At 73.9% G+C, this 20,262-nt stretch carries 16 protein-coding genes; 13 read left to right on the top strand and 3 right to left on the bottom strand.

Annotated features, from left to right (window positions below; genetic code table 11):
* Positions 1-41: 41 nt before the first annotated feature.
* The 10 genes from ICC28_RS06030 to ICC28_RS06075 all read left to right on the top strand — a co-directional run bounded on the left by ICC28_RS06030 (position 42) and on the right by ICC28_RS06075 (position 12,598).
* On the top strand, positions 42-521 hold the full coding sequence (locus tag ICC28_RS06030) for a DUF6099 family protein (protein ID WP_188287355.1): 480 nt from the start codon (positions 42-44) through the stop codon (positions 519-521).
* 534 nt (positions 522-1,055) lie between these two features.
* A complete protein-coding gene (locus ICC28_RS06035) occupies positions 1,056-1,745 on the top strand; it encodes a 2OG-Fe dioxygenase family protein (protein ID WP_188287356.1) in 690 nt (229 codons plus the stop codon).
* The gene (locus tag ICC28_RS06040) at positions 1,735-4,821 is read left to right on the top strand and encodes an FAD-binding and (Fe-S)-binding domain-containing protein (RefSeq protein ID WP_188287357.1); all 3,087 of its coding nucleotides are present in this window, start codon (positions 1,735-1,737) and stop codon (positions 4,819-4,821) included. The genes ICC28_RS06035 and ICC28_RS06040 overlap by 11 nt, the downstream gene beginning before the upstream one ends.
* Positions 4,822-4,824: 3 nt before the next feature.
* On the top strand, positions 4,825-5,604 hold the full coding sequence (locus ICC28_RS06045; RefSeq protein WP_188287358.1) for a fumarylacetoacetate hydrolase family protein: 780 nt from the start codon (positions 4,825-4,827) through the stop codon (positions 5,602-5,604).
* Positions 5,601-6,323 (top strand): sulfite exporter TauE/SafE family protein, encoded by a 723-nt coding sequence (locus tag ICC28_RS06050; RefSeq protein WP_188287359.1) that lies wholly within the window; start codon positions 5,601-5,603, stop codon positions 6,321-6,323. The genes ICC28_RS06045 and ICC28_RS06050 overlap by 4 nt, the downstream gene beginning before the upstream one ends.
* A gap of 225 nt (positions 6,324-6,548) precedes the next feature.
* Entirely contained in the window at positions 6,549-7,745 is a 1,197-nt protein-coding gene (locus tag ICC28_RS06055; protein ID WP_188287360.1) for an aminotransferase class I/II-fold pyridoxal phosphate-dependent enzyme, read from the top strand.
* A complete protein-coding gene (locus tag ICC28_RS06060) occupies positions 7,735-9,027 on the top strand; it encodes an ATP-grasp domain-containing protein (RefSeq protein WP_188287361.1) in 1,293 nt (430 codons plus the stop codon). The genes ICC28_RS06055 and ICC28_RS06060 overlap by 11 nt, the downstream gene beginning before the upstream one ends.
* Positions 9,024-10,268, top strand: coding sequence for an ATP-grasp domain-containing protein (locus ICC28_RS06065; RefSeq protein ID WP_188287362.1), 1,245 nt, complete (start codon positions 9,024-9,026; stop codon positions 10,266-10,268). Before ICC28_RS06060 ends, ICC28_RS06065 begins: the two co-directional genes overlap by 4 nt.
* 129 nt (positions 10,269-10,397) lie before the next feature.
* Positions 10,398-11,276, top strand: a complete 879-nt coding sequence (locus tag ICC28_RS06070) for an isocitrate lyase/phosphoenolpyruvate mutase family protein (RefSeq protein ID WP_188287363.1) — start codon at positions 10,398-10,400, stop codon at positions 11,274-11,276.
* A complete protein-coding gene (locus tag ICC28_RS06075) occupies positions 11,273-12,598 on the top strand; it encodes an MFS transporter (RefSeq protein WP_188287364.1) in 1,326 nt (441 codons plus the stop codon). Before ICC28_RS06070 ends, ICC28_RS06075 begins: the two co-directional genes overlap by 4 nt.
* Here ICC28_RS06075 and ICC28_RS06080 read toward each other — a convergent pair.
* The 3 genes from ICC28_RS06080 to ICC28_RS06090 all read right to left on the bottom strand — a co-directional run bounded on the left by ICC28_RS06080 (position 12,550) and on the right by ICC28_RS06090 (position 14,793).
* Positions 12,550-13,746 carry a LuxR family transcriptional regulator gene (locus ICC28_RS06080; protein ID WP_188287365.1) on the bottom strand — a complete coding sequence of 399 codons (1,197 nt, stop codon included), beginning with the start codon at positions 13,744-13,746 and terminating at the stop codon, positions 12,550-12,552. The two genes, ICC28_RS06075 and ICC28_RS06080, sit on opposite strands and share 49 nt — an antisense overlap.
* 104 nt (positions 13,747-13,850) lie before the next feature.
* On the bottom strand, positions 13,851-14,423 hold the full coding sequence (locus ICC28_RS06085) for a GNAT family N-acetyltransferase (RefSeq protein WP_188287366.1): 573 nt from the start codon (positions 14,421-14,423) through the stop codon (positions 13,851-13,853).
* Positions 14,424-14,571: 148 nt separating this feature from the next.
* Positions 14,572-14,793 (bottom strand): hypothetical protein, encoded by a 222-nt coding sequence (locus ICC28_RS06090; protein WP_188287367.1) that lies wholly within the window; start codon positions 14,791-14,793, stop codon positions 14,572-14,574.
* 238 nt (positions 14,794-15,031) lie between these two features.
* Between ICC28_RS06090 and ICC28_RS06095 the strand changes: the two genes are divergently transcribed.
* From ICC28_RS06095 to ICC28_RS06105, 3 genes are all read left to right on the top strand, one after another.
* On the top strand, positions 15,032-15,955 hold the full coding sequence (locus tag ICC28_RS06095; RefSeq protein ID WP_188287368.1) for an LLM class F420-dependent oxidoreductase: 924 nt from the start codon (positions 15,032-15,034) through the stop codon (positions 15,953-15,955).
* A 138-nt stretch (positions 15,956-16,093) separates the two neighbouring features.
* A complete protein-coding gene (locus tag ICC28_RS06100; RefSeq protein ID WP_188287369.1) occupies positions 16,094-17,602 on the top strand; it encodes a 3' terminal RNA ribose 2'-O-methyltransferase Hen1 in 1,509 nt (502 codons plus the stop codon).
* A complete protein-coding gene (locus tag ICC28_RS06105) occupies positions 17,599-20,136 on the top strand; it encodes a polynucleotide kinase-phosphatase (RefSeq protein ID WP_188287370.1) in 2,538 nt (845 codons plus the stop codon). The genes ICC28_RS06100 and ICC28_RS06105 overlap by 4 nt, the downstream gene beginning before the upstream one ends.
* Positions 20,137-20,262 lie beyond the last annotated feature (126 nt).

The raw sequence follows: 20,262 nt of genomic DNA on the forward strand, positions 1-20,262 counted from the left end.
GGACGCGCCGAGGGGCGTGTCGGACAGACCGGGGGCAGCGCATGGACGCGGTGCGGCTCATCGTGACGAGCAGACGCGCCCTGGCGGGGAGCGGCGAACCGCCGGAGGTCATGACGGAGGTCTGGCAGGCGCAGGCCCTGGCCCAGGCGATCGGCAGCCGGCTCGCCGTCTTCGGCCCGCCCGAACTGCGCGGCGAGGCCCTGGGACTGACCGAGTTGGCGGGCCGCGGCTGCGGGGTGCTGGTCACCCCCGAGCTCGACGCCGGGGACCTGCGCGCGGCCCAGCTCACCGAACTGGGCGACGCCCGCCAGGCCCTGATGTACCTCGGCGGCCTCCTCGGCGAGGTCGGCATCGCCCTCGTCGGCCTGGCCAGCTCCGCGGACGACGAGAGCACCTACTGGCAGTGCATGGAGGCGATCGACGCGGCCGACGAATCCCGCGACCGCGTCCTGGAGATGCTGCGCAGACTGGCGGACCGGGACCGGGAGCAGGTGCTGCAGGAGCAGCGGGAGGCAGGCTGAGCGCTCCGCCGGACGTGCCGCGACGGGGCGGCCCTGTGGTCGGAGGCCCTCTGGTTTGTGCCCCGAGAGGCCTAGCGCGGATTTCGCCCGGGGCTGCTCGGGGTGTCAACACGGCTCGGCGTACGCCCTCGCGAATGCCTCCGTGCGCAGGGTGTGCGCCCGTCATGTTCCCGCAGTGCGGGTTCCGGCTCCCTTGTTGATCTTGAGGCGGGCCCGGCGGCTGGGACAGGCTGTCGAAGGCCACACGAACCCGCTGTGAACAGCGTCGTACGGAACGTGGCCCGGCATCGCCGTACACCCGCATCGCACCCAGAGAGGCAGTACCACTGTGCTTCGCCGTCTGCTGATACCGGCCGCCACCCTCGCGGCCCTCCTCCTCGCCACCACCCCAGCGCTCGCCGACGACATCGGCTGGGACAGCGCCCGGCCCGCCGAGTCGGCGGTCTGACCCGGACGCCACGCGCCCGTCCATCCGGACCCGCCGACCAGGGTCCGGCGCCCGCCGCAGCGTCCATCGATCGAGGGGGAAACAGCATGACCACCACCGCCGCGCCCTATCTCCACATACCCGCCGCCGACATGCTCGGCGCACTGGCGGGCCACACCGAGGAGGAAGTGAAGGCATTCCGGGAAACCTGGGAGGACCTGCCCGTCGACGCGTACCTGAAGGACGGCGCCGACTACCGGCGCCGCCGCTACGGCTCCTTCCGCGGCGTGGACCGCATGGAGCCCGACGGCCCCGGCGCCTTCCACCAGTCCGTCGAGGTCAACGCCCTGCACGGCGGCGTCGACCGGCACTTCCCGCCGCTCGCCGAGGAGTTCGCGACGTCCGCTGTGCTGCGCACCCTCGTCGCCGCCCTCGCCGACCGGCTGCCCGGCGTGTTCGACCGCGAGCGCGGCGGCGTCGGCATCCACCAGATCCGGATCACCGCCACCCGCGACGCCGAGGGCCTGCCCGCCCCCGAGGGCGTCCACGAGGACGGCCACCACTTCGTCGCCCAGGTCTTCATGGGCCGAACCGGCGTCCAGGGCGGCACCTCCCAGATCTACGACCGGGAGCACCGGCCGCTGCTGCGCACCACCCTCACCGAGCCGTTCGAGACGATCGTCATCGACGACCGGCGGGTCTTCCACGGCGTCGACGCCATCGAGCCGGCCGAGGGCCACCGCACCGGCGTCCGCGACATGCTGCTCGTCGACTTCTTCCCGCGCAATGACGGCTGACGCGGCCCCGGAAGCGGGCGCCCGTCCGGGGGCCGACACCGCCGACGGCTTCCTGCGGGAGCTGGCCGAACGGCTGCCCGGGGCCCGCGTCGACGCCCTCACCAGGTCCGCGTACACCTCGGACGCCTCGATCTACCGGGTCGTGCCGCGCGCCGTCGTCGAACCCCGCGACGCCGAGGAGGCCGCCGCCGCGGTGGCGGTCGCCGCGGCCCACGGGGTCGGCGTGACCGCCCGCGGCGGCGGCACCTCCATCGCGGGCAACGCCATCGGCCCCGGCCTGGTGCTGGACTTCTCCCGGCACATGAACCGGATCGTCGACGTCGACCCGGACGCCCGGACGGCGACCGTGCAGCCCGGCGCGGTGCTCGGCGCCGTCCGGGCCCGCGCCGCCGAGCACGGGCTGACCGTCGGCCCGGACCCCTCGACGTACTCCCGCTGCACCATCGGCGGGATGATCGGCAACCACGCCTGCGGACCGCACTCCGTGGCGTGGGGCACCACCGCCGACATCACCGAACGCCTCGACGTGCTGCGCGCCGGCGGACAACTGCTCGGCGTGGGCGCGGACACCACCGGCGACCAGGACCTGGACGCCCGGCTGCGCGACCTGCGGGACGGGCACCTCGCCGCGATCCGCACCGAGCTGGGGCGGTTCAGCCGCCAGGTCTCCGGCTACGGGCTGCACCGGCTGCTGCCCGAGCGGGGCTTCCACGCCGCCCGCTCCCTGGTCGGCTCCGAGGGCACCTGCGGCATCGTCGTCGGCGCCACCATCGGCCTGGTCCCGGTGCCCGCCGCCCGCGTGCTGCTGGTCCTCGGCTTCCCGGACGTCTACGACGCCGCCTCGGCCGCCCCGGCGCTGGCCGCGGCGGGCGCGCTGACCGTCGAGGGCATGGACGCCGCCCTCGTCGACGCGCTGCGCTCACGGCCCGGCCGCGCCCAGGGCGTCGACCTGCTGCCGCCGGGCGGCGCCTGGCTGTACTGCGAGATCGAGGGCACCGACCCGGCCGACGCCGAGGCCCGCGCCCGCCGCGTCGGCCGGGAGAGCGGGGCCCGCTGGGAGGTGTTCACCGACGCCGCCCGCACCGACGCCCTGTGGAGCATCCGCCGCAACGGCGCCGGCATCGCCACCCGCATGGCCGACGGGCGCGAGGCCTGGCCCGGCTGGGAGGACTCCGCCGTGCCCGCCGAGAACCTCGCCGGCTACCTGAAGGACCTGCACGCCCTGATGGCGGAGCGGCGGCGGCAGGGCACCATCACCGGGCACTTCGGCGAGGGCTGTCTGCACCTGCGCGTCGACTGGGACCTCACCACCGACGCCGGCATCGCCGACTACCGCGCCTTCATCGAGACCGCCGCCGACATCGCCGTCTCGCACGGCGGCTGCGCCTCCGGCGAGCACGGCGACGGCCGCGCCCGCTCCGCACTGCTCAGCCGCACCTACTCGCCCGAACTCCTCGGCGCGTTCCGTGATTTCAAGCGGCTCTGGGACCCCGAGGGGCTGCTCAACCCGGGCATCCTCGTCGACCCCGCCCCGCTGGACGCCGCGGTGCGGCCCGGTCCCGGGCACGACCGGCACGCCCTGCCGATGGTCACCCTCTCCGCCGACCGGGGCTCCATGGCGGGCGCCGTGCGCCGCTGCATCGGCGTCGGCAGTTGCCGCAACGCCACCGGCGCGATGTGCCCCTCCTTCCAGGCGACCGGTGACGAGGTGCACTCCACGCGCGGCCGGGCCCGGGTGCTGGGCGAGATGCTGCGCGGCGAGACCCTGCCGGACGCCTGGCGTTCGGACGAGGTCCGCGAGGCGCTCGACCTGTGCCTGTCGTGCAAGGCCTGCAAGAGCGAGTGCCCGGTCAACGTCGACATGGCCGCCTACAAGGCCGAGTTCCTGCACCGGCACTACCAGGGGCGGCTGCGGCCGCGGGCGCACTACGTCCTCGGCTGGCTGCCGCTGCTCGGCCGGCTCGCCTCGCTGGCGCCGGGCGCGGTCAACGCGCTCGCGACCCGGCCGGGGGTCGCCCGGCGGCTGTCCCGGCTCGCCGGTCTGGAGCCCCGGCGCGACCTGCTGGGCGTCGCGCCCCGCACGTTCCGGCAGTGGTTCCGCACCAGGACCGCACGCGCGGGCACACCGGGCACGGCTTCCGGCGTACCGGGCAAGACATCCGGCGTACCGGGCGCGACATCCGGTGTACCGGGCACGGCTTCCGGCGCACTGGGCACGGCTTCCGGTGTACCGGGCAAGACATCCGGCGCATCGGACACGGCATCCGGCGCATCGGACACGGCATCCGGCGAGCGGCGCGAGACGGTCGTGCTGTGGCCGGACACCTTCTCCAACTTCCTCGACCCGTCCGGCGCGCGCGACACCGTCGAGGTGCTGGAAGCGCTCGGCTACGACGTCGTCCTGCCGGACGGCCCGGTCTGCTGCGGCCTGACCTGGTACTCCACCGGTCAACTGGGCGTCGCGCGGGCCGTGCTGGGACGCTCCTTGAAGTCCCTGGAACAGCACCTGGCGGCCGGGCGGACCGTCGTCGGCGTCGAACCGTCGTGCACCCAGGCGCTGCGCGAGGAGTCCGTGGAGCTGCTGCCCGACTCGCCGGCCGCGCGCCGGCTGGCCCGGCAGACCACCACGCTCGCCGAACTCGTCGCCCGCCACGAGGGCGACTGGCCCTTCGGCACGCTCGACTCCCCGGCCGTGCTCCAGCCGCACTGCCACACCGAGGCCGGTCCCGGGCACGGCGCGGAGCTTCAGGTACTGAAGCGGCTCGGTGTCGACACCGACGTCGTCACCGCGGGCTGCTGCGGCCTGGCCGGCAACTTCGGTTACGAGCCCGGGCACTGGGAGGTCTCCCAGTCCTCGGCGGAGCGCGAGCTGTACCCGAAGGTGCGGGCCGCGGACTCCGGCACAGCGATCGTCGCCGACGGCTTCTCCTGCCGTACGCAGATCTCCCAGGGCACCGAGCGGCGGGCCACGCATCTGGCCACGCTGCTGCGCCGGGCACTGACCACCGGACGCGACACGCCGGCACAGCCAGAGAGCGCCGGACGCGATACGCCGGCACAGCAAGAGAACGGGTGACACATGCGCATCGTCAGATACCAGGAGGCGGACGGCGGGGAGGTCTCGTACGGCGTCCTCGGCGCCGACGGGCTGGTGGTCCCGCTGGAGGGCGATCCCTACGGGGAGCGCCGCCCGGCGTCCGGCCGCTCCGCCCGCCCGCTGGACGAGGTGCGCCTGCTCGCGCCCGTCGAGCCCTCGAAGGTGGTCGCCGTCGGCCGCAACTTCGCCGCGCACGCCGCCGAGCTGGGCAACCAGGTGCCGGAACGGCCGCTGATCTTCCTCAAGCCGTCCACCAGCGTGATCGGGCCGGGCGCGCCGATCGTGTTCCCCGCGTACAGCGACGAGCTGCACCACGAGGCGGAGCTGGCGGCCGTCGTCGGCATCCGCTGCCGCGACCTGCGGCCCGAGGACGTGCCCGCTGCCCTGCTCGGCTACACCTGCGCCAACGACGTCACCGCGCGGGACCTGCAGAAGCCGGACGGGCAGTGGTGGCGGGCCAAGGGCTCGGACACCTTCTGCCCGCTCGGCCCGTGGGTGGAGACGGAACTGGACCCGGCCGCGCTGCGGGTCACCGCCACCGTCAACGGCGAGCTGCGGCAGGACGGTTCGACCGCGCGGATGGTACGGCCGGTGAACGAGCTGATCGCCCACATCAGCGCGGCGATGACCCTGCTGCCCGGGGACGTGATCCTCACCGGCACCCCGGCGGGCGTCTCCCGGATGCACCCCGGCGACTCGGTGACGGTCGCCGTCGAGGGCGTTGGCGAGCTGACCAACGACGTGGTGCGGGTGGACATATGACCGCCGTGCTCGGAGTCTTCCTCGTCCTCACCCTCGCCTCCGTCATCCGCACCACCGCCGGCTTCGGCTTCTCGCTGGTCGCGGTGCCGCCGCTGACGCTGCTGCTCGACCCGGTGACCGCGGTCGTCGTCGCGGCGATCATGGCGGCGCCGCTGAGCCTGTGGATCGCCGTGAAGGACTGGCGGCACGTGGACCGGCGGATCACCGCCGTCGCGCTCGCCGCCGGGCTGGCCGGGGTGCCGTTCGGGGTGTGGCTGCTGCACGCGCTGCCCCCGCGGGCGCTGTCGCTGGTCATCGCCGTGGTCGTGCTGCTGTGCACGGTGATGGTGTGGCGTCGGTTCACCGTGCGCGGCGGGCTGGGCGCGGTCGCCTGGATCAGTGCGTTCTCCGGCGCCTCCTTCGCCTCCACCGGCATCGACGGCCCGCCGATGGTGGCCGCGATGCAGGGCCTGCGGCTGCCCCCGCGGGTCCAGCGGGCCACCCTCGGCGTCGTCTTCTCCGGTACGAGCCTGGCGTCACTGGCAGGCTTCGGGATCAGCGGGCAGCTCACCGCCGAGGTCGGCTGGGCGCTGCTGGCCGGCGTGCCCGCCCTGTTCATCGGCATCTTCGCGGGCGAGCGCATCTTCGCCCGCTTCGACGCCGATCGCTTCCGCCGCGCCGTACTGGGCCTGCTCGTGGTCAGTTCGGTATCGGTGCTGGCCGGGGTGGTCGCGAGCTGAGCGCTCCGCTGGAAGCGCCCCGATGGAAGTGCCCCGCTGCGGTGTGGTTCGCCTGCGACGCCGTCGTGGCTGGTCGCGCAGTTCCCCGCGCCCCTTCAGGGCGCTGCCGAACCGTAGTTGACCTCGCCCGACCTGCTTCGACCGAGCCGCCGCGGTCCCTACGCCCCCACAGCCTCCACCCTCCCCCCACCCAAGAACCCCGCCCCCCACTGAAAGGAGCCCCGCATGCGCCTCGCCGCACGTGCGCACTCCGTCTCCGGGTCCAAGACATCCGGTACCCGCAACAAGGCCGAAGCCCTGCGCGCGCAGGGCGTCGAGATCGTCAACTTCGCCGCGGGAGAGCTGGATCTCGCCCCGCCCCCCGAGGTGCTCCAGGCCCTGCACGCCGCCGCCGACGCCGGCACCCACCGCTACACCGACACCGCCGGCCTGCCCGCCCTGCGCGCGGCCCTCGCCGAGCGGATCTCCCGCCTGTCCCAAGTGCCGTACGAGGCGGGCGAGGTGATCGTCACCACCGGCGCCAAGCACGGACTGCACCTCGCCGCGCTCGCCCTGCTCGACCCGGGCGACCAGGCGCTGGTGCCCAACCCGGGATGGGGGACGTTCGCCGCGCAGATCCGCATCGCGGGCGGTGAACCCGTCCCCGTGGACACCTCGGACACCGGGTTCGTCCCGGACGTGGACCGGCTGGAGGCGCTGCGCACCCCGCGCACCCGGATGCTCGTCCTCAACACCCCGAACAACCCGACCGGCGCCGTCTGCCCGCCCGGACAGCTGGCCCGCATCGCCGCCTGGGCCGTCGAGCACCGGGTGTGGATCGTCTTCGACGAGTGCTACGGCGAGCTGGTGCTGCCCGGCGTCACCCACGCCCACCCCGCGGCCCTGGTCCCCGAGGCCCGCGAACTGACCGTCGGCATCGGCTCGTTCTCCAAGAGCTTCGCCGTCACCGGGTGGCGGGCCGGCCACGTGCACGGCCCGCGTCCGCTGATCGACGTGCTGAAGAACCTCCAGAGCCACACCGCCTCGAACGTCACCAGCGTCGTGCAGCACGCCCTGCTGCCCGCCGCCCGCGGCCAACTCGACGGCTTCACCGCGCGGGCCCGCGAGATCCTCGCCCGCCGCCACGCCTCCGTCGCCGAGGCCCTGGCGGACATCGGACACATCCGGCCCGCCGCCACCCCCGAGGGCGCCTTCTACTACTTCCTCGACGTCCGCGACGTGCTCGGCCGCAAGATCGGCGGCGTGCCCGTCCCGGACACCGACACCCTCACCGGCGTCCTCATGGAGCAGGCCCGGATCGCCGTGACCCCGGGCACCGCCTTCGGCGCCGAGGGGTTCGTGCGGCTGTCGTACGCGATCGCCGAGGACCGGATCGCCGAGGGGCTGGCGTCGCTGCGGGAGGTGATGAGCGGTGTCGAGTGACCCGGTGGTGACGCTCCCGCCCCTGGTGCTGTACTTCGGCGCCGTCCAGCGCCCCGAGTTCTACGCCGGCCTGCTCGGCAGCGGGGTGGCCCTCGGTGTGCTGCGGGACTCGGACAGCATCCACACGCTGGAGCCGGAGGAGTTCACGCTGATCGAGCGGATGCCCTTCGCCGACGGCGCCGACGCGGTCGCCGAGCGTGTCCGGGAGATCGGCCGGCGGTGGCGGATCGAGGCGGTCCTGAACGTCGACGAGACCCTGGTCCCGCTGTGGGCGGAGGTCTGCGCGCGGCTCGGGCTGCCCGCGATGAGCGGCGAGGCCGCGGCCGCCGTGCGCAGCAAGAGCGAGATGCGGCGGCGGTTCGCCCGGCACATCGGCGAGCACGCCTCCGCCCGATCGGCCGTCGTCACCGACGAGGAACAGCTGTTGGCCTTCGCCGCCGGGACCGGCTACCCGGTGATCCTCAAGCCCGGCAACCTGTGGGGCAGTTACTTCGTCTCCCGCTGCGACGACCGGGCCGAGCTGACGGCCGCGTACCGCCGGCTCGCCGCCACGCTCCCCGGGTTCAGCGCCGGTCAGCGCATCACCGACACCCCGGCGGAGATCCTGGTCGAGGAGTTCCTGACGGGCACCAACCACTCGGTGGAGTGCCTGGTCCTGGAGGACCGGGTGTGGACCACCCCGGTCGTGGACGTCGTCACCGGCACCGACCTCGGCGGCACCGACTTCCACCACTTCGCCCGGGTCACCGCCACCCGGCTCAGCCCGGCCGAACGGACCCGGATGCGGGACCTGGCCGCCGACGCCGTCCGCGCCCTCGGCATCCGGCGCGGCCTCGCCCACGTCGAGTTCGTGCACGGACCCACGGGCCCGCGGCTGATCGAGGTGGCCGGCCGGCCCGGCGCCAACCGGGCACCGCTGCTGCGCGAGGCCTACGGCATCAACCTGATCGCCGGGTACCGGGACGTCCTGCGCGGCGTGGCACCCGACGTCGAGCCGGTGCGTGACGGCGCCGCGGCGGTCGTCACCCCGTACCCCGAGCACGCCGGGACGCTCGTCGAGTACGCCGGCCTGGACCGCGTCCGCGCCCTGCCGTCCACCGCCCAGATCGACGTCTACAAGCACCCCGGCGACCTGGTCCGGCCCCGCCACGAGGGCGCCGGATCGCCGCTGCGGATCGAGCTGCGCGCCGACTCGCCCGAGCGGCTGCTCGCCGACCTCGACCGGCTGCGCGAGCTGAGCGAGGACCTGTTCGTCGTACGGACCCCGGAGGCCGTGGGATGAGCGGGAGCCGGCACGTCGTCTTCCTGGAGAGCAACCTCACCGGCAGCGGCTACGAGGCGATCGCCGCCGCCCGCCGGGCCGGCCACCGGGTCACCTTCCTGACCCGGGAGCTGCCGACCTACCTGGCGCCCGGCCACGAACGCCTCGACCTGTCCCTCGTCGACGAGGCCGTCACCTGCGAGACCAACGACCCGGACGCCGTCGTCGCCGCCGTGCGGGCCCTGGCCGTCCCGGCGGACGCGGTCGTCGCCGTCGGCGAGTGGCACATGATCAGCGGCGCCGTCGCCTCCCGTGCGCTCGGCCTGCCCGGACCGGACCCGGACGGGGTGCGCGCGGCCCGTGACAAGTCCGCCACCCGGCGGCGGTGCGCGGCCGCCGGGGTGCCGGTGCCGGGCTTCGCCCGCGTGGCGGCACCCGAGGAGGTGCACGGGCTCGGCCTGGCCTGGCCGTGCGTGGTCAAGCCCCTCGACGACGGCGGCAGCAACGGCGTCCGTCTGTGCCGCGACGCCGACGAGGCCGCCGACCACGTAAGGCTGCTGCTGAAGGACACCCACAACGAGCGCGGCCAGCGCAAGATCCCGGCGGCGCTCGTGGAGGAGTACGTCGACGGGCCCGAGGTCAGCGTCGAGGTGCTGGTGCGCGGCGACGAGGTGTCCGTGCTCGCCGTCACCGCCAAGCAGTTGGGGGAGCTGCCGTACTTCTGCGAGACGGGCCACCATGTGCCCGCCGCGCTCGGCTCCGGCCTGGACGAGCGGTGCGCGGACGTGGCCGTACGCTCGCTGCGCGCCGTCGGGTTCGACTTCGGCGCCGCCCACGTGGAGCTGCGGCTGGCCGCCGACGGCCCCCGGCTGATCGAGATCAACTGCCGTCCGGCGGGCGACCGGATCACCCGGCTCGTCGCGCTGAGCACCGGCGTGGACATCGCCGCCGAGCTCGTCGCCCTGTACCTGGACCCCGCGCGTCCCCTGCCCGCGCCCGGCCGCCGCCAGGCCGCCGCCATCGCGTTCCTGCCGGCCGCCGCGGGCACGGTGACCGCCGTGTCCGGCGCCGGCGCGGCGGCCCGGCTGCCCGGAGTGGTGGACGTCGGGCTGTACGTCGAGCCCGGCACCCGGGTCGCCGCGCAGCCCAACAACACCGCCCGCCACGGCCATGTCGTCGCCGTCGCCCCGAGCGGCGCGCAGGCGCTGGCGCGGGCCCGGGCCGCGGCGGACGCCATCACCGTGACCACGTCACCCGTCTGACCGACCCGCACCGCCCCCTTCAACGACGGCCACCGTCGTCTCCACCGACGGCCACCGTCGCCTCCACCGACGGCCACCGTCGGCTGACCGACCCCACTGTTCATCCGCCAGTTTGTGAGGAGCACCGCCATGCTCAAGCCCTTCTCCCACCCGTCCTTCCGGTCGGTCCTCGCCGCCCGCCGTGCCGCCGGGAGCGCGGTACGGGTCGTCGGCGCGCACGACGCGCTCGGCGGCCGGCTCGCCGAGGCCGCCGGCTTCGACGCCGTATGGTCGTCCAGCCTGGAGGTGTCGGCCGCCCGCTGCCTGCCCGACGCCAGCGTGCTGACCATGACCGAGTACCTGGAGGCCGCCGCCAACATCCAGAAGGCGCTCGGCATCCCGGTCGTCGCCGACGTCGACACCGGCTACGGCAACAACCTGAACGTGGCCCACATGGTCCACGAGTACGAGGCGGCGGGCATCACCGCCGTGGCGATGGAGGACAAGCAGTTCCCCAAGATGAACAGCTTCATCGCCACCGACCACACCCTGCTGCCCACCGACACGTTCGCCGCCAAGCTGCGCGTCGCCAAACAGGCCCAGCGCACCGGGGACTTCTTCGTCATCGCCCGCACCGAGGCGCTGATCGACGGACTCGGCGTCGACGTCGCCCTGGAGCGCTGCCACGCCTACGTCGACGCGGGCGCCGACGGCGTGCTCGTGCACTCCAAGAAGCCGACCAACGAGCAGGTGCTGGCGTTCCTCGCCGAGTGGGGCGACCGCGCCCCCGTGGTGGTCGTCCCGACGACCTACCCCGACTGGCACATCGACGACGTCGTCAAGGCCGGGGTGTCGACGGTCATCTACGCCAACCAGGGGCTGCGCGCCACCATCAGCGCCCTGCGCGAGACGTACACGACGATCCTGGACCGGGGCGACACCACCGGCCTGGAGGAGCGCATCGCCCCGGTGAAGGACGTCTTCGCGCTCCAGGACCAGGCCGTGTGGCAGGAGCTGGAATCGGCATGACGGCCGTGCGAGGCCCGTCCGCGCGGCGGGTGACCGGCGAACGGCGGCCGCTGCCGCCGGTGTTCTGGCTGCTGTTCGCCGGCACGCTGCTCAACCGGCTGGGCATCCTCGTCCCCGCCTTCCTGTCCCTGTTCCTGGCCGCCGAGACCGGTCTGTCCACGGGGGCCATCGGCGTCCTGGTCGGGCTGTGGGGCGCCGGGTCGGTGGTGGGGGCGCTGGCCGGCGGGGCGCTGGCCGACCGGGTCGGGCCGCGGGCGGCGGTGCTGGTCTCGCAGGCGGTGTCGCTGGCCGCGTCCGTCTGCCTGGTGTGCACCCAGCGGGCGGGCGTGCTGGCCGGGGTCGTGCTGCTGTCCGGCTGCGCGTCCACGCTGCACAAGCCGGCCGGGGCGGTGGTGGTCTCCCGGGAGCTGCCCGAGGGCGTCCACGTGCGGGCGTTCGGGCTGCTCTACTGGGCGTCGAACATCGGCGCCGCGGTGTCGCCCGCGGTCTCCGGCGTGCTGCTGGGGTGGGATCCGCGCTGGCTGATCGTCCTCAACATGGTGACGGCCGTGTGCTACGGCGCGGTGGCGCTGCGGCTGCCGGGGCTCGCCGGTGACGCCGCCGAGGAGGCCCGGCCGGCCCGGTCGCCGGGGCCCGGCCTGCTCGCGCCGTTCCGCTCCGGTCCGGTCGCCCGCTTCCTGGTGCTGTCGTTCTGCCTCGCGCTGATCTACCTCCAGAAGCAGTCGACGCTGCCCCTGGACATGGCCGCGCACGGGCTGGCTCCGCACGTCTACGGTCTGGTCGCCTCCCTCAACGGCCTGCTGATCATCGTGCTCCAGCCGTTCGTCTCCCGGGCGGCCGAACGGCTCGGCATGGACACCCAGTTCGTGCTCGCCGGGCTGCTGGTCGCCGTCGGCTTCGGCGCCAACGCGGTCGCCGGGAGCGCGTGGTCGTACGGCACGGCCCTCACCGTGTGGACCCTCGGCGAGATCCTGCTGGTGCCGCAGGCCTCGGCGTTCCTGGTGCGGCACGCGCCGCCGGGCCGCGCGGGCTCCTACCAGGGCGCCTACCAGTTCGTGTGGAACCTGGGCCTGGTAGTGGGCGCCCCGCTCGGCATGGCGGTCCGCGACGGGTACGGCGGTGACACGCTGTGGGCGGGATGCCTGGCCCTGGGCGCCGCGGTGGTCGCGGTGTACGCGGCGTACGCGGTGCGGGACCGGGCCCGCGCGAAGACCGCGCGGGGCGGGGCGGACCCGAGTGCGCCGGGCGGCGGGGCGGGCCGGGGCCGGCCCGGTCAGTCGGAGGCCGAGGCGGAGGACAGCGCCGACAGCCGCGGTACCTGAACCGGTTCCGGGACGGCCCCGGAGGCCTCCTCGCCCTGCCCGGACCCCTCCAGGACCCCGGACTTGGCGATCAGATAGCCCAGCTGGGCCCGGCTGCGGCTGCCGAACCGGGCCGACAGCCGGGCGATGTACTCCTGGCAGCGCCGCACGCTGATCCCCAGCTGCTGCGCGGTCACGGCGTCCTTGTCCCCGGCCACCACGTGCCGCAGGACCGCCAGCTCCAGTTCGTCGGTGATCCGGGCGGTCACCTTGTCCCGGCCCGGCGGGGTGAACGGGACGGCCCGCATCCACGACCGCTCGAAGGAGCCCACGAGGAAGGAGACCACCGCCGGGATACGGATCTCCACGGCCACCGTGCGGTCGGCGGCCGACGGGATGAAGGCGACCTTGCGGTCGAAGATGATCAGCCGGTCGAAGTTCTCGTCCAGGGTGCGTACTTCGGCCCCGTGTTCCTCCACGGTCCGCACATACGCCCGGGTGGCGGCGCTGGTGCGCGCGTTGTGCTGGTAGATCGTCTTCATCCGGGCGCCGCGGGCGAGCATCGCGAGCGTGGGCGGCAGGGACGAGGCGAGCACCTCCGCGGAGCGCGGGCCGCCCGGCTGCGAGGTGAGGATCTCCTCGTGGCACTCGCGGGTGGCCAGCTCGATCGCCGCGTTGATCCGGGAGAGGCCCGAGTGGACCTCGTAGTCGCCCAGGTCCCGGTAGTGCCGGTACGCCTCCACCGCCGGGGCCAGCGTCTCCTGGCTGCGCACCAGCCGGTCCAGCGCCTCCTGCGCCTCGCCGAGGATCGCGCGGGCCCGCCGGCCGCAGACGAGGCCGGGGTTCACGGGCAGGTAGGTGGCGCCGTCGGCACTGCCGGAACCATCGGCACCGCCCGCGCGGTCGCCGCCGTTGCCATCGTTGTCGCGGTAGAGCAGCCCGTACGCCACCAGCCGTCGCAGGGACTCAGGTGGCACGTCGTCGGCCGGTCCCGGGAGCCGCGGGAGCAGGGAGGTGTAGACCTGGATGTCCTCGGGTCGTACCGGCCCGTCGTCGCCCCCGTCGCCCCCGTCGCCCCCGTCGCCCCCGTCGCTCTGGCCGCCCCGGTACCCCCACTGGCCCCACTCGCCGCGCTCACCGCGCCCGCCGTGCGGTCCTGTCCCGTCCACCACGCCACCCCCGTTGGTCGCTCACACATCACGATCTTCGAAAGCTAACCATCGAAGCGGGCCAGCACACTCGACAGGGCTTGTGACGACTGTCTCGCCCGCGCTCAGCGCAGATCGAGGCGCATCAGCACGCGGGGATGCCCGGACAGCACCGAGGTCGTGTCCGCGGCGTGGGTGAAGCCGGCGCGTTCGAAGTTCTTGCGGAGGCCGGGATAGGCCATGGTCAGGTCGACCCGGGCGTCGCCGTTGTCGAGGGGGTAGGCCTCGACCGCCGGGGCCCCGTGGGCGCGGGCGAAGTCGACGGCGCCCGCGACGAGGGCGTGGGAGATGCCCTGCCCGCAGTGGCCGGGGCGGACGCGGACGCACCACAGGGACCACACCGGCAGGTCGTCGACGTGCGGGATCTTGCGGTTGCGGGCGAAGGAGGTCTCCGCGCGCGGAGCCACGGCGGCCCAGCCGACCGGCTCGTCACCGTCGTACGCGAGCACCCCCGGCGGGGGCTCGGCACGGCACAGCCCGGCCACGTACTCGCCGCGGGCAGGCCCGCGCAGCTCGTTGTTGAGCTTCGAGGGGATCCGGTAGCTCAGGCACCAGCAGACGCTCGCGGTGGGCGACTTCGGTCCGATCACCGCGCGGACGTCCTCGAAGACGGTGGCCGGACGCACTTCGATGGGCATGGCTTCCGGAGGTGCCGGGGCGGCACGACCGGCCCGCCCCCACGGCACAGGCAGCCGACGCCCCTCCCGGCCTTCCGCCGGAGCGTGCCGCGGCCCCTGGCGGTCCTGCCGCCGCAGCGCGCCACGGCCCTTCCGCCGAAGCGGCGCCTTACGCGCTGCGGTCGCCCCCCTCCACCACCGTCGCGCGCGCCGGCTCGCCCGCGCCCGCGCCACCGCTCCCCGCGGACTGCAGGTCCGCGTCCAACGCGGACAGGTCCGCGTTCAGCGCCGCCATCAGCTCCTCCATCTGCTGCAGCAGTCCCTTGGGGCGGCCGGTGGCGCCCTCGGCGTCACCGGCCCCGCCCTGCTGCGGCACGGATTCTTCGGACATGACGGCCTCCTCGGCCCCCGGCCCCAGCAGGGCCGACGCGGGTGTCGCGCCGGCGACGATCAGCCGGCGCGGGCGCCGGGCGGTCCGGCTCCGCCCGAGCCAACGATCATCACCGGGCCGGGTCACTGGCGCGCACCCGCCCCGGGCGCACGGCGGACGGATTTTCACCCGACCGGGGCGGAGTGGGGCCGGAGGGACCGCCGGGGTTGACCACCACCCGACCGTGCAGGATGGAGGCATGGATCTCCGCATCTTCACCGAGCCCCAGCAGGGGGCCACCTACGACACCTTGCTCACCGTGGCGAAAGCCACGGAAGATCTCGGCTTCGACGCCTTCTTCCGCTCGGACCACTACCTCAGCATGGGCTCCGCCGACGGTCTCCCCGGCCCCACGGACGCCTGGATCACCCTCGCCGGACTCGCCCGCGAGACCAAGCGCATCCGCCTCGGCACCCTGATGACCGCCGGCACCTTCCGGCTCCCCGGCGTGCTCGCCATCCAGGTCGCGCAGGTCGACCAGATGTCCGGCGGCCGCGTCGAACTGGGCCTGGGCGCGGGCTGGTTCGAGGAGGAGCACAAGGCCTACGGCATCCCCTTCCCGAAGGAGAAGTTCGCCCGCCTGGAAGAACAGCTCGCGATCGTCACCGGCCTGTGGGCGACGGAGGTCGGCAAGACCTTCGACTTCCACGGCGCCCACTACGACCTCACCGAGTCGCCCGCGCTGCCCAAGCCCGCGCAGGCGAAGATCCCGGTGCTCATCGGCGGCCACGGCCCGACCCGTACGCCCCGGCTCGCCGCACAGTACGCCGACGAGTTCAACATGCCGTTCGCCTCGGTCGAGGACAGCGAGCGGCAGTTCGGCCGGGTGCGTGCCGCCGCCGAGGCGGCCGGCCGCACGGCGGACGACATCACCCTCTCCAACGCCCTCGTCGTCTGCGTCGGCAAGAACGATCAGGAGGTCGCCCGCCGCGCCGCCGCGATCGGCCGCGAGGTCGACGAACTCAAGGCCAACGGCCTGGCCGGCTCCCCGGCCGAGGTGGTCGACAAGATCGGCCGGTACGCCGCGATCGGCGCCCGCCGGATCTACCTCCAGCTCCTCGACCTGTCCGACCTGGACCACCTGGAACTGATCTCCTCCCAGGTGCAGTCCCAGCTGTCGTAGCTCTCGTAGGACGGCGGCGGGCCGTGCCGTGCGGCGCGGCCCGCCCCGGCCGGGCCGAAAATTCCCGGATGCTCTCGATGACCGGTCTGTACGGTGTGCATATCCGCAGTTCAGACCACTACTTCGAGGACACCCACCGTGTTCCTGACCATCACCACCACCGGAACCCCGGACCGCCCGGCGACCGATCTCGGCTACCTGCTCCACAAGCATCCCGAGAAATCCCAGGCGTTCTCCACCTCCTACGGCAAGGCCCACGTCCTCTACCCCGAGGCGGACGCCGAGCGCTGCACGGCAGCGCTGCTGCTGGAGGTCGACGCGGTGGCACTGGTCCGGCGCGGCAAGGGCAAGGGCCGCGGCGGCGCCCCCGACGCGGCGCTCGCGCAGTACGTCAACGACCGCCCGTACGCCGCCTCCTCGCTGCTCGCGGTCGCGCTCAGCGCGGTGTTCTCCAGCGCGATGAAGGGCACCTGCACGGCGAAGCCGGACCTCCCGGCCGAGCCGCGCCCGCTGCGCGTCGAGGTGCCCGCGCTGCCCGCCCGCGGCGGTCCCGACCTGGTACGCCGCCTCTTCGAGCCGCTCGGCTGGACGGTGACCGTCGAACCGGTGCCGCTGGACGCCGAGTTCCCCGAGTGGGGCGAGTCGCGCTACGTCGGTCTCGTCCTGGAGTCCGAGGCGCTGACCCTCGCCGAGGCGCTGCGCCACCTGTACGTCCTGCTGCCGGTCCTCGACGACGCCAAGCACTACTGGGTCGCCCCCGACGAGGTCGAGAAGCTGCTGCGCGCCGGTGCGGGCTGGCTGCCGGTGCACCCCGAGCAGAAGCTGATCACCAGCCGCTATCTGTCGCGCCGCTGGTCGCTGACCCGGCAGGCGATGGAGCGGCTGGAGCTGGTGCGGCTCGCCGAGGCCGACGACAGCGAGGTCGAGGCCATCGACAACGCGGTCGAGGCGGAGTCCGAGGAGGAGGAGCGGCCCACGCCGCTGGCCGTGCAGCGCCGGGACGCGATCCTCGCCGCGCTCCAGCAGGCCGGGGCCGCCCGCGTCCTCGATCTCGGCTGCGGCCAGGGCCAGTTGGTGCAGGCCCTGCTCAAGGACCCGGTGTTCACCGAGATCGTCGGCGTCGACGTGTCCGTGCGCGCGCTGACCATCGCCGGGCGCCGGCTGAAGCTGGACCGGATGGGGGAGCGGCAGGCGTCCCGCGTGAAGCTCCTCCAGGGCTCCCTGGCCTACACCGACAACCGGCTCAAGGGCTACGACGCCGCCGTGCTCAGCGAGGTGATCGAGCACGTCGACCTGCCCCGGCTGCCCGCCCTGGAGTACGCGGTGTTCGGCTCGGCCCGCCCGAGGACCGTCCTCGTGACCACCCCGAACGTCGAGTACAACGTCCGCTGGGAGTCCCTCCCGGCCGGACACGTCCGGCACGGCGATCACCGCTTCGAGTGGACCCGCGCGGAGTTCCGCACCTGGGCGGACGCGGTGGCCGAACGGCACGGCTACGAGGTGGAGTTCGTGCCCGTCGGGCCGGACGACCCCGAGGTCGGACCGCCCACCCAGATGGCCGTGTTCAAGCGCGCCGACAACGACAAGCAGGCCGGCGACAAGAACGACAAGCAGGCCAACGACAAGAAGGAGGAGAAGGCCGCATGACCGAGACCAAGGGGCGCACCCTGCCCGTCACCGACCTCTCCCTCGTCGTGCTCGTCGGCGCCTCCGGCTCCGGCAAGTCCACCTTCGCCCGACGGCACTTCAAGCCGACCGAGGTGATCTCCTCCGACTTCTGCCGCGGCCTGGTCGCGGACGACGAGAACGACCAGAGCGCCAGCCGGGACGCCTTCGACGTCCTGCACTACATCGCGGGCAAGCGGCTCGCGGCCGGCCGCCGCACGGTCGTCGACGCCACCAACGTGCAGCAGGACGCCCGGCGTCAGCTGATCGACCTGGCGAGGCGGTACGACGTGCTGCCGATCGCCGTCGTCCTGGACGTGCCGGAGCAGGTGTGCGCCGAGCGCAACGCGGGCCGCACCGACCGGGCCGACATGCCGAGGCGGGTCATCCAGCGCCACACCCGCGAACTCCGCCGCTCTCTGCGCCACTTGGAGCGCGAGGGCTTCCGCAAGGTGCACGTCCTGCGCGGTGTCGAGGAGATCGAGCAGGCCACCGTCGTCACCGAGAAGCGGTTCAACGACCTGACCCACCTCACCGGCCCCTTCGACATCATCGGCGACATCCACGGCTGCGCCTCCGAACTGGAGTCCCTGCTCGGCAAGTTGGGCTACGTCGACGGCGTGCACCCGGAGGGCCGCACCGCCGTCTTCGTCGGCGACCTCGTCGACCGCGGCCCGGACAGCCCCGGCGTGCTGCGCCGCGTGATGTCGATGGTGAAGTCGGGCAACGCGCTGTGCGTGCCGGGCAACCACGAGAACAAGTACGGCCGTTACCTCAAGGGCCGCAAGGTCCAGCAGACGCACGGCCTCGCCGAGACCGTCGAGCAGATGGCGGGCGAGAGCGAGGAGTTCCTCGCCGAGGTACGTGAGTTCATCGACGGGCTCGTCAGCCACTACGTCCTCGACGGCGGGCGGCTGGTGGTCTGCCACGCCGGACTGCCGGAGAAGTACCACGGCCGCACCTCCGGCCGGGTCCGCTCGCACGCGCTGTACGGCGACACCACCGGGGAGACCGACGAGTTCGGGCTGCCGGTGCGCTACCCGTGGGCCGAGGACTACCGGGGCCGGGCCGCCGTGGTCTACGGCCACACTCCGGTACCGGAGGCCACCTGGCTGAACAACACCATCTGCCTGGACACCGGCGCCGTCTTCGGCGGCAGGCTCACCGCGCTGCGCTGGCCGGAGCGCGAGCTGGTCGACGTACCGGCCGAGCGGGTCTGGTACGAGCCCGCCAAGCCGCTGCGCACCGAGGCGCCGGGCGGGCAGGACGGGCGGCCGCTGGACCTGGCGGACGTGCACGGGCGGCGTGTGGTGGAGACGCGGCACGCGGGGCGTGTCTCGGTGCGCGAGGAGAACGCCGCCGCGGCCCTGGAGGTCATGAGCCGGTTCGCCGTGGACCCGCGGCTGCTGCCGTACCTCCCGCCGACGATGGCCCCGACGGCGACCTCGCACGTCGAGGGCTACCTGGAGCACCCGGCCGAGGCCTTCGCACAGTACAAGGACGACGGTGTCGCGCGGGTCGTGTGCGAGGAGAAGCACATGGGCTCGCGGGCAGTGGCGCTGGTGTGCCGCGACGCGGAGGCGGCGAGCAGGCGCTTCGGTGTGGACGGCCCTACAGGCTCCCTCTACACCCGCACCGGACGCCCCTTCTTCGACGACGCGTCGGTGACGGAGACGATCCTCGACCGGCTGCGCACGGCGATCGGCGAGTCCGGTCTGTGGGACGAACTCGACACGGACTGGCTGCTGTTGGACGCCGAGCTGATGCCGTGGTCGCTGAAGGCGTCCGGCCTGCTGCGCTCGCAGTACGCGGCGGTCGGCGCCGCGTCCGGGGCGGCGTTCCCGGGTGCGCTGGCCGCGCTGGAGGGTGCGGCGGCGCGCGGGGTCGAGGTGGGCGAGCTGCTCGACCGGCAGCGTTCCCGAGCCGCCGACGCGGCCGCGTTCACCGAGGCGTACCGCCGCTACTGCTGGACCACCGACGGCCTGGACGGCGTCCGCCTGGCACCGTTCCAGATCCTCGCCGTCCAGGGCCGCAGCCTGGCCGCCCTGCCGCACGACGAGCAGCTCGCCCTGCTCGACCGGTTGGTGGAGCACGACGGCACCGGCCTGCTCCAGACCACCCGCCGGCTGTACGTCGACACCGCCGACCCCGAGTCGGTCCGGGCCGGTGTCGACTGGTGGCTGGAGATGACGGGCCGCGGCGGCGAGGGCATGGTCGTCAAGCCGCTGGGCGCGGTGGTGCGCGGTACCGAGGGCCGCCTTGTCCAGCCCGGCATCAAGTGCCGCGGCCGCGAGTACCTCCGGATCATCTACGGCCCGGAGTACACCCGCCCGGACAACCTCGCCCGCCTCCGCCAGCGCTTCCTCAACCACAAGCGCTCCCTCGCGATCCGCGAGTACGCGCTCGGCCTGGAAGCCCTGGACCGGCTGGCCGAGGGTGAGCCGCTGTGGCGGATCCACGAGGCGGTGTTCGGGGTCCTGGCCCTGGAGTCGGAGCCGGTGGACCCGCGGCTGTGACGCACCGTACTCCTCGGTCCTGGCGTCCTTCCGGACGCTCAGGGCCGGGGAGTACGTGCCGTAACGCAACGGCAGCGCCCCGCAGGGGCGCGGGGAACTGCGCGACCCGCTCCAACGGCCCCGCGG

The sequence above is a fragment of the Streptomyces sp. TRM68416 genome, from assembly GCF_014596915.1.
Taxonomy (GTDB): Bacteria; Actinomycetota; Actinomycetes; order Streptomycetales; family Streptomycetaceae; genus Streptomyces.

What these genes read in the sequence shown, in the direction of transcription:
- ICC28_RS06030 (WP_188287355.1), top strand. Translation starts at nt 42, where the DNA reads ATGGACGCGGTGCGGCTCATCGTGACGAGCAGACGCGCCCTGGCGGGG.
- ICC28_RS06035 (WP_188287356.1), top strand. Translation starts at nt 1,056, where the DNA reads ATGACCACCACCGCCGCGCCCTATCTCCACATACCCGCCGCCGACATG.
- ICC28_RS06040 (WP_188287357.1), top strand. Translation starts at nt 1,735, where the DNA reads ATGACGGCTGACGCGGCCCCGGAAGCGGGCGCCCGTCCGGGGGCCGAC.
- ICC28_RS06045 (WP_188287358.1), top strand. Translation starts at nt 4,825, where the DNA reads ATGCGCATCGTCAGATACCAGGAGGCGGACGGCGGGGAGGTCTCGTAC.
- ICC28_RS06050 (WP_188287359.1), top strand. Translation starts at nt 5,601, where the DNA reads ATGACCGCCGTGCTCGGAGTCTTCCTCGTCCTCACCCTCGCCTCCGTC.
- ICC28_RS06055 (WP_188287360.1), top strand. Translation starts at nt 6,549, where the DNA reads ATGCGCCTCGCCGCACGTGCGCACTCCGTCTCCGGGTCCAAGACATCC.
- ICC28_RS06065 (WP_188287362.1), top strand. Translation starts at nt 9,024, where the DNA reads ATGAGCGGGAGCCGGCACGTCGTCTTCCTGGAGAGCAACCTCACCGGC.
- ICC28_RS06070 (WP_188287363.1), top strand. Translation starts at nt 10,398, where the DNA reads ATGCTCAAGCCCTTCTCCCACCCGTCCTTCCGGTCGGTCCTCGCCGCC.
- ICC28_RS06075 (WP_188287364.1), top strand. Translation starts at nt 11,273, where the DNA reads ATGACGGCCGTGCGAGGCCCGTCCGCGCGGCGGGTGACCGGCGAACGG.
- ICC28_RS06085 (WP_188287366.1), bottom strand. Translation starts at nt 14,423, where the DNA reads ATGCCCATCGAAGTGCGTCCGGCCACCGTCTTCGAGGACGTCCGCGCG.
- ICC28_RS06090 (WP_188287367.1), bottom strand. Translation starts at nt 14,793, where the DNA reads ATGTCCGAAGAATCCGTGCCGCAGCAGGGCGGGGCCGGTGACGCCGAG.
- ICC28_RS06095 (WP_188287368.1), top strand. Translation starts at nt 15,032, where the DNA reads ATGGATCTCCGCATCTTCACCGAGCCCCAGCAGGGGGCCACCTACGAC.
- ICC28_RS06105 (WP_188287370.1), top strand. Translation starts at nt 17,599, where the DNA reads ATGACCGAGACCAAGGGGCGCACCCTGCCCGTCACCGACCTCTCCCTC.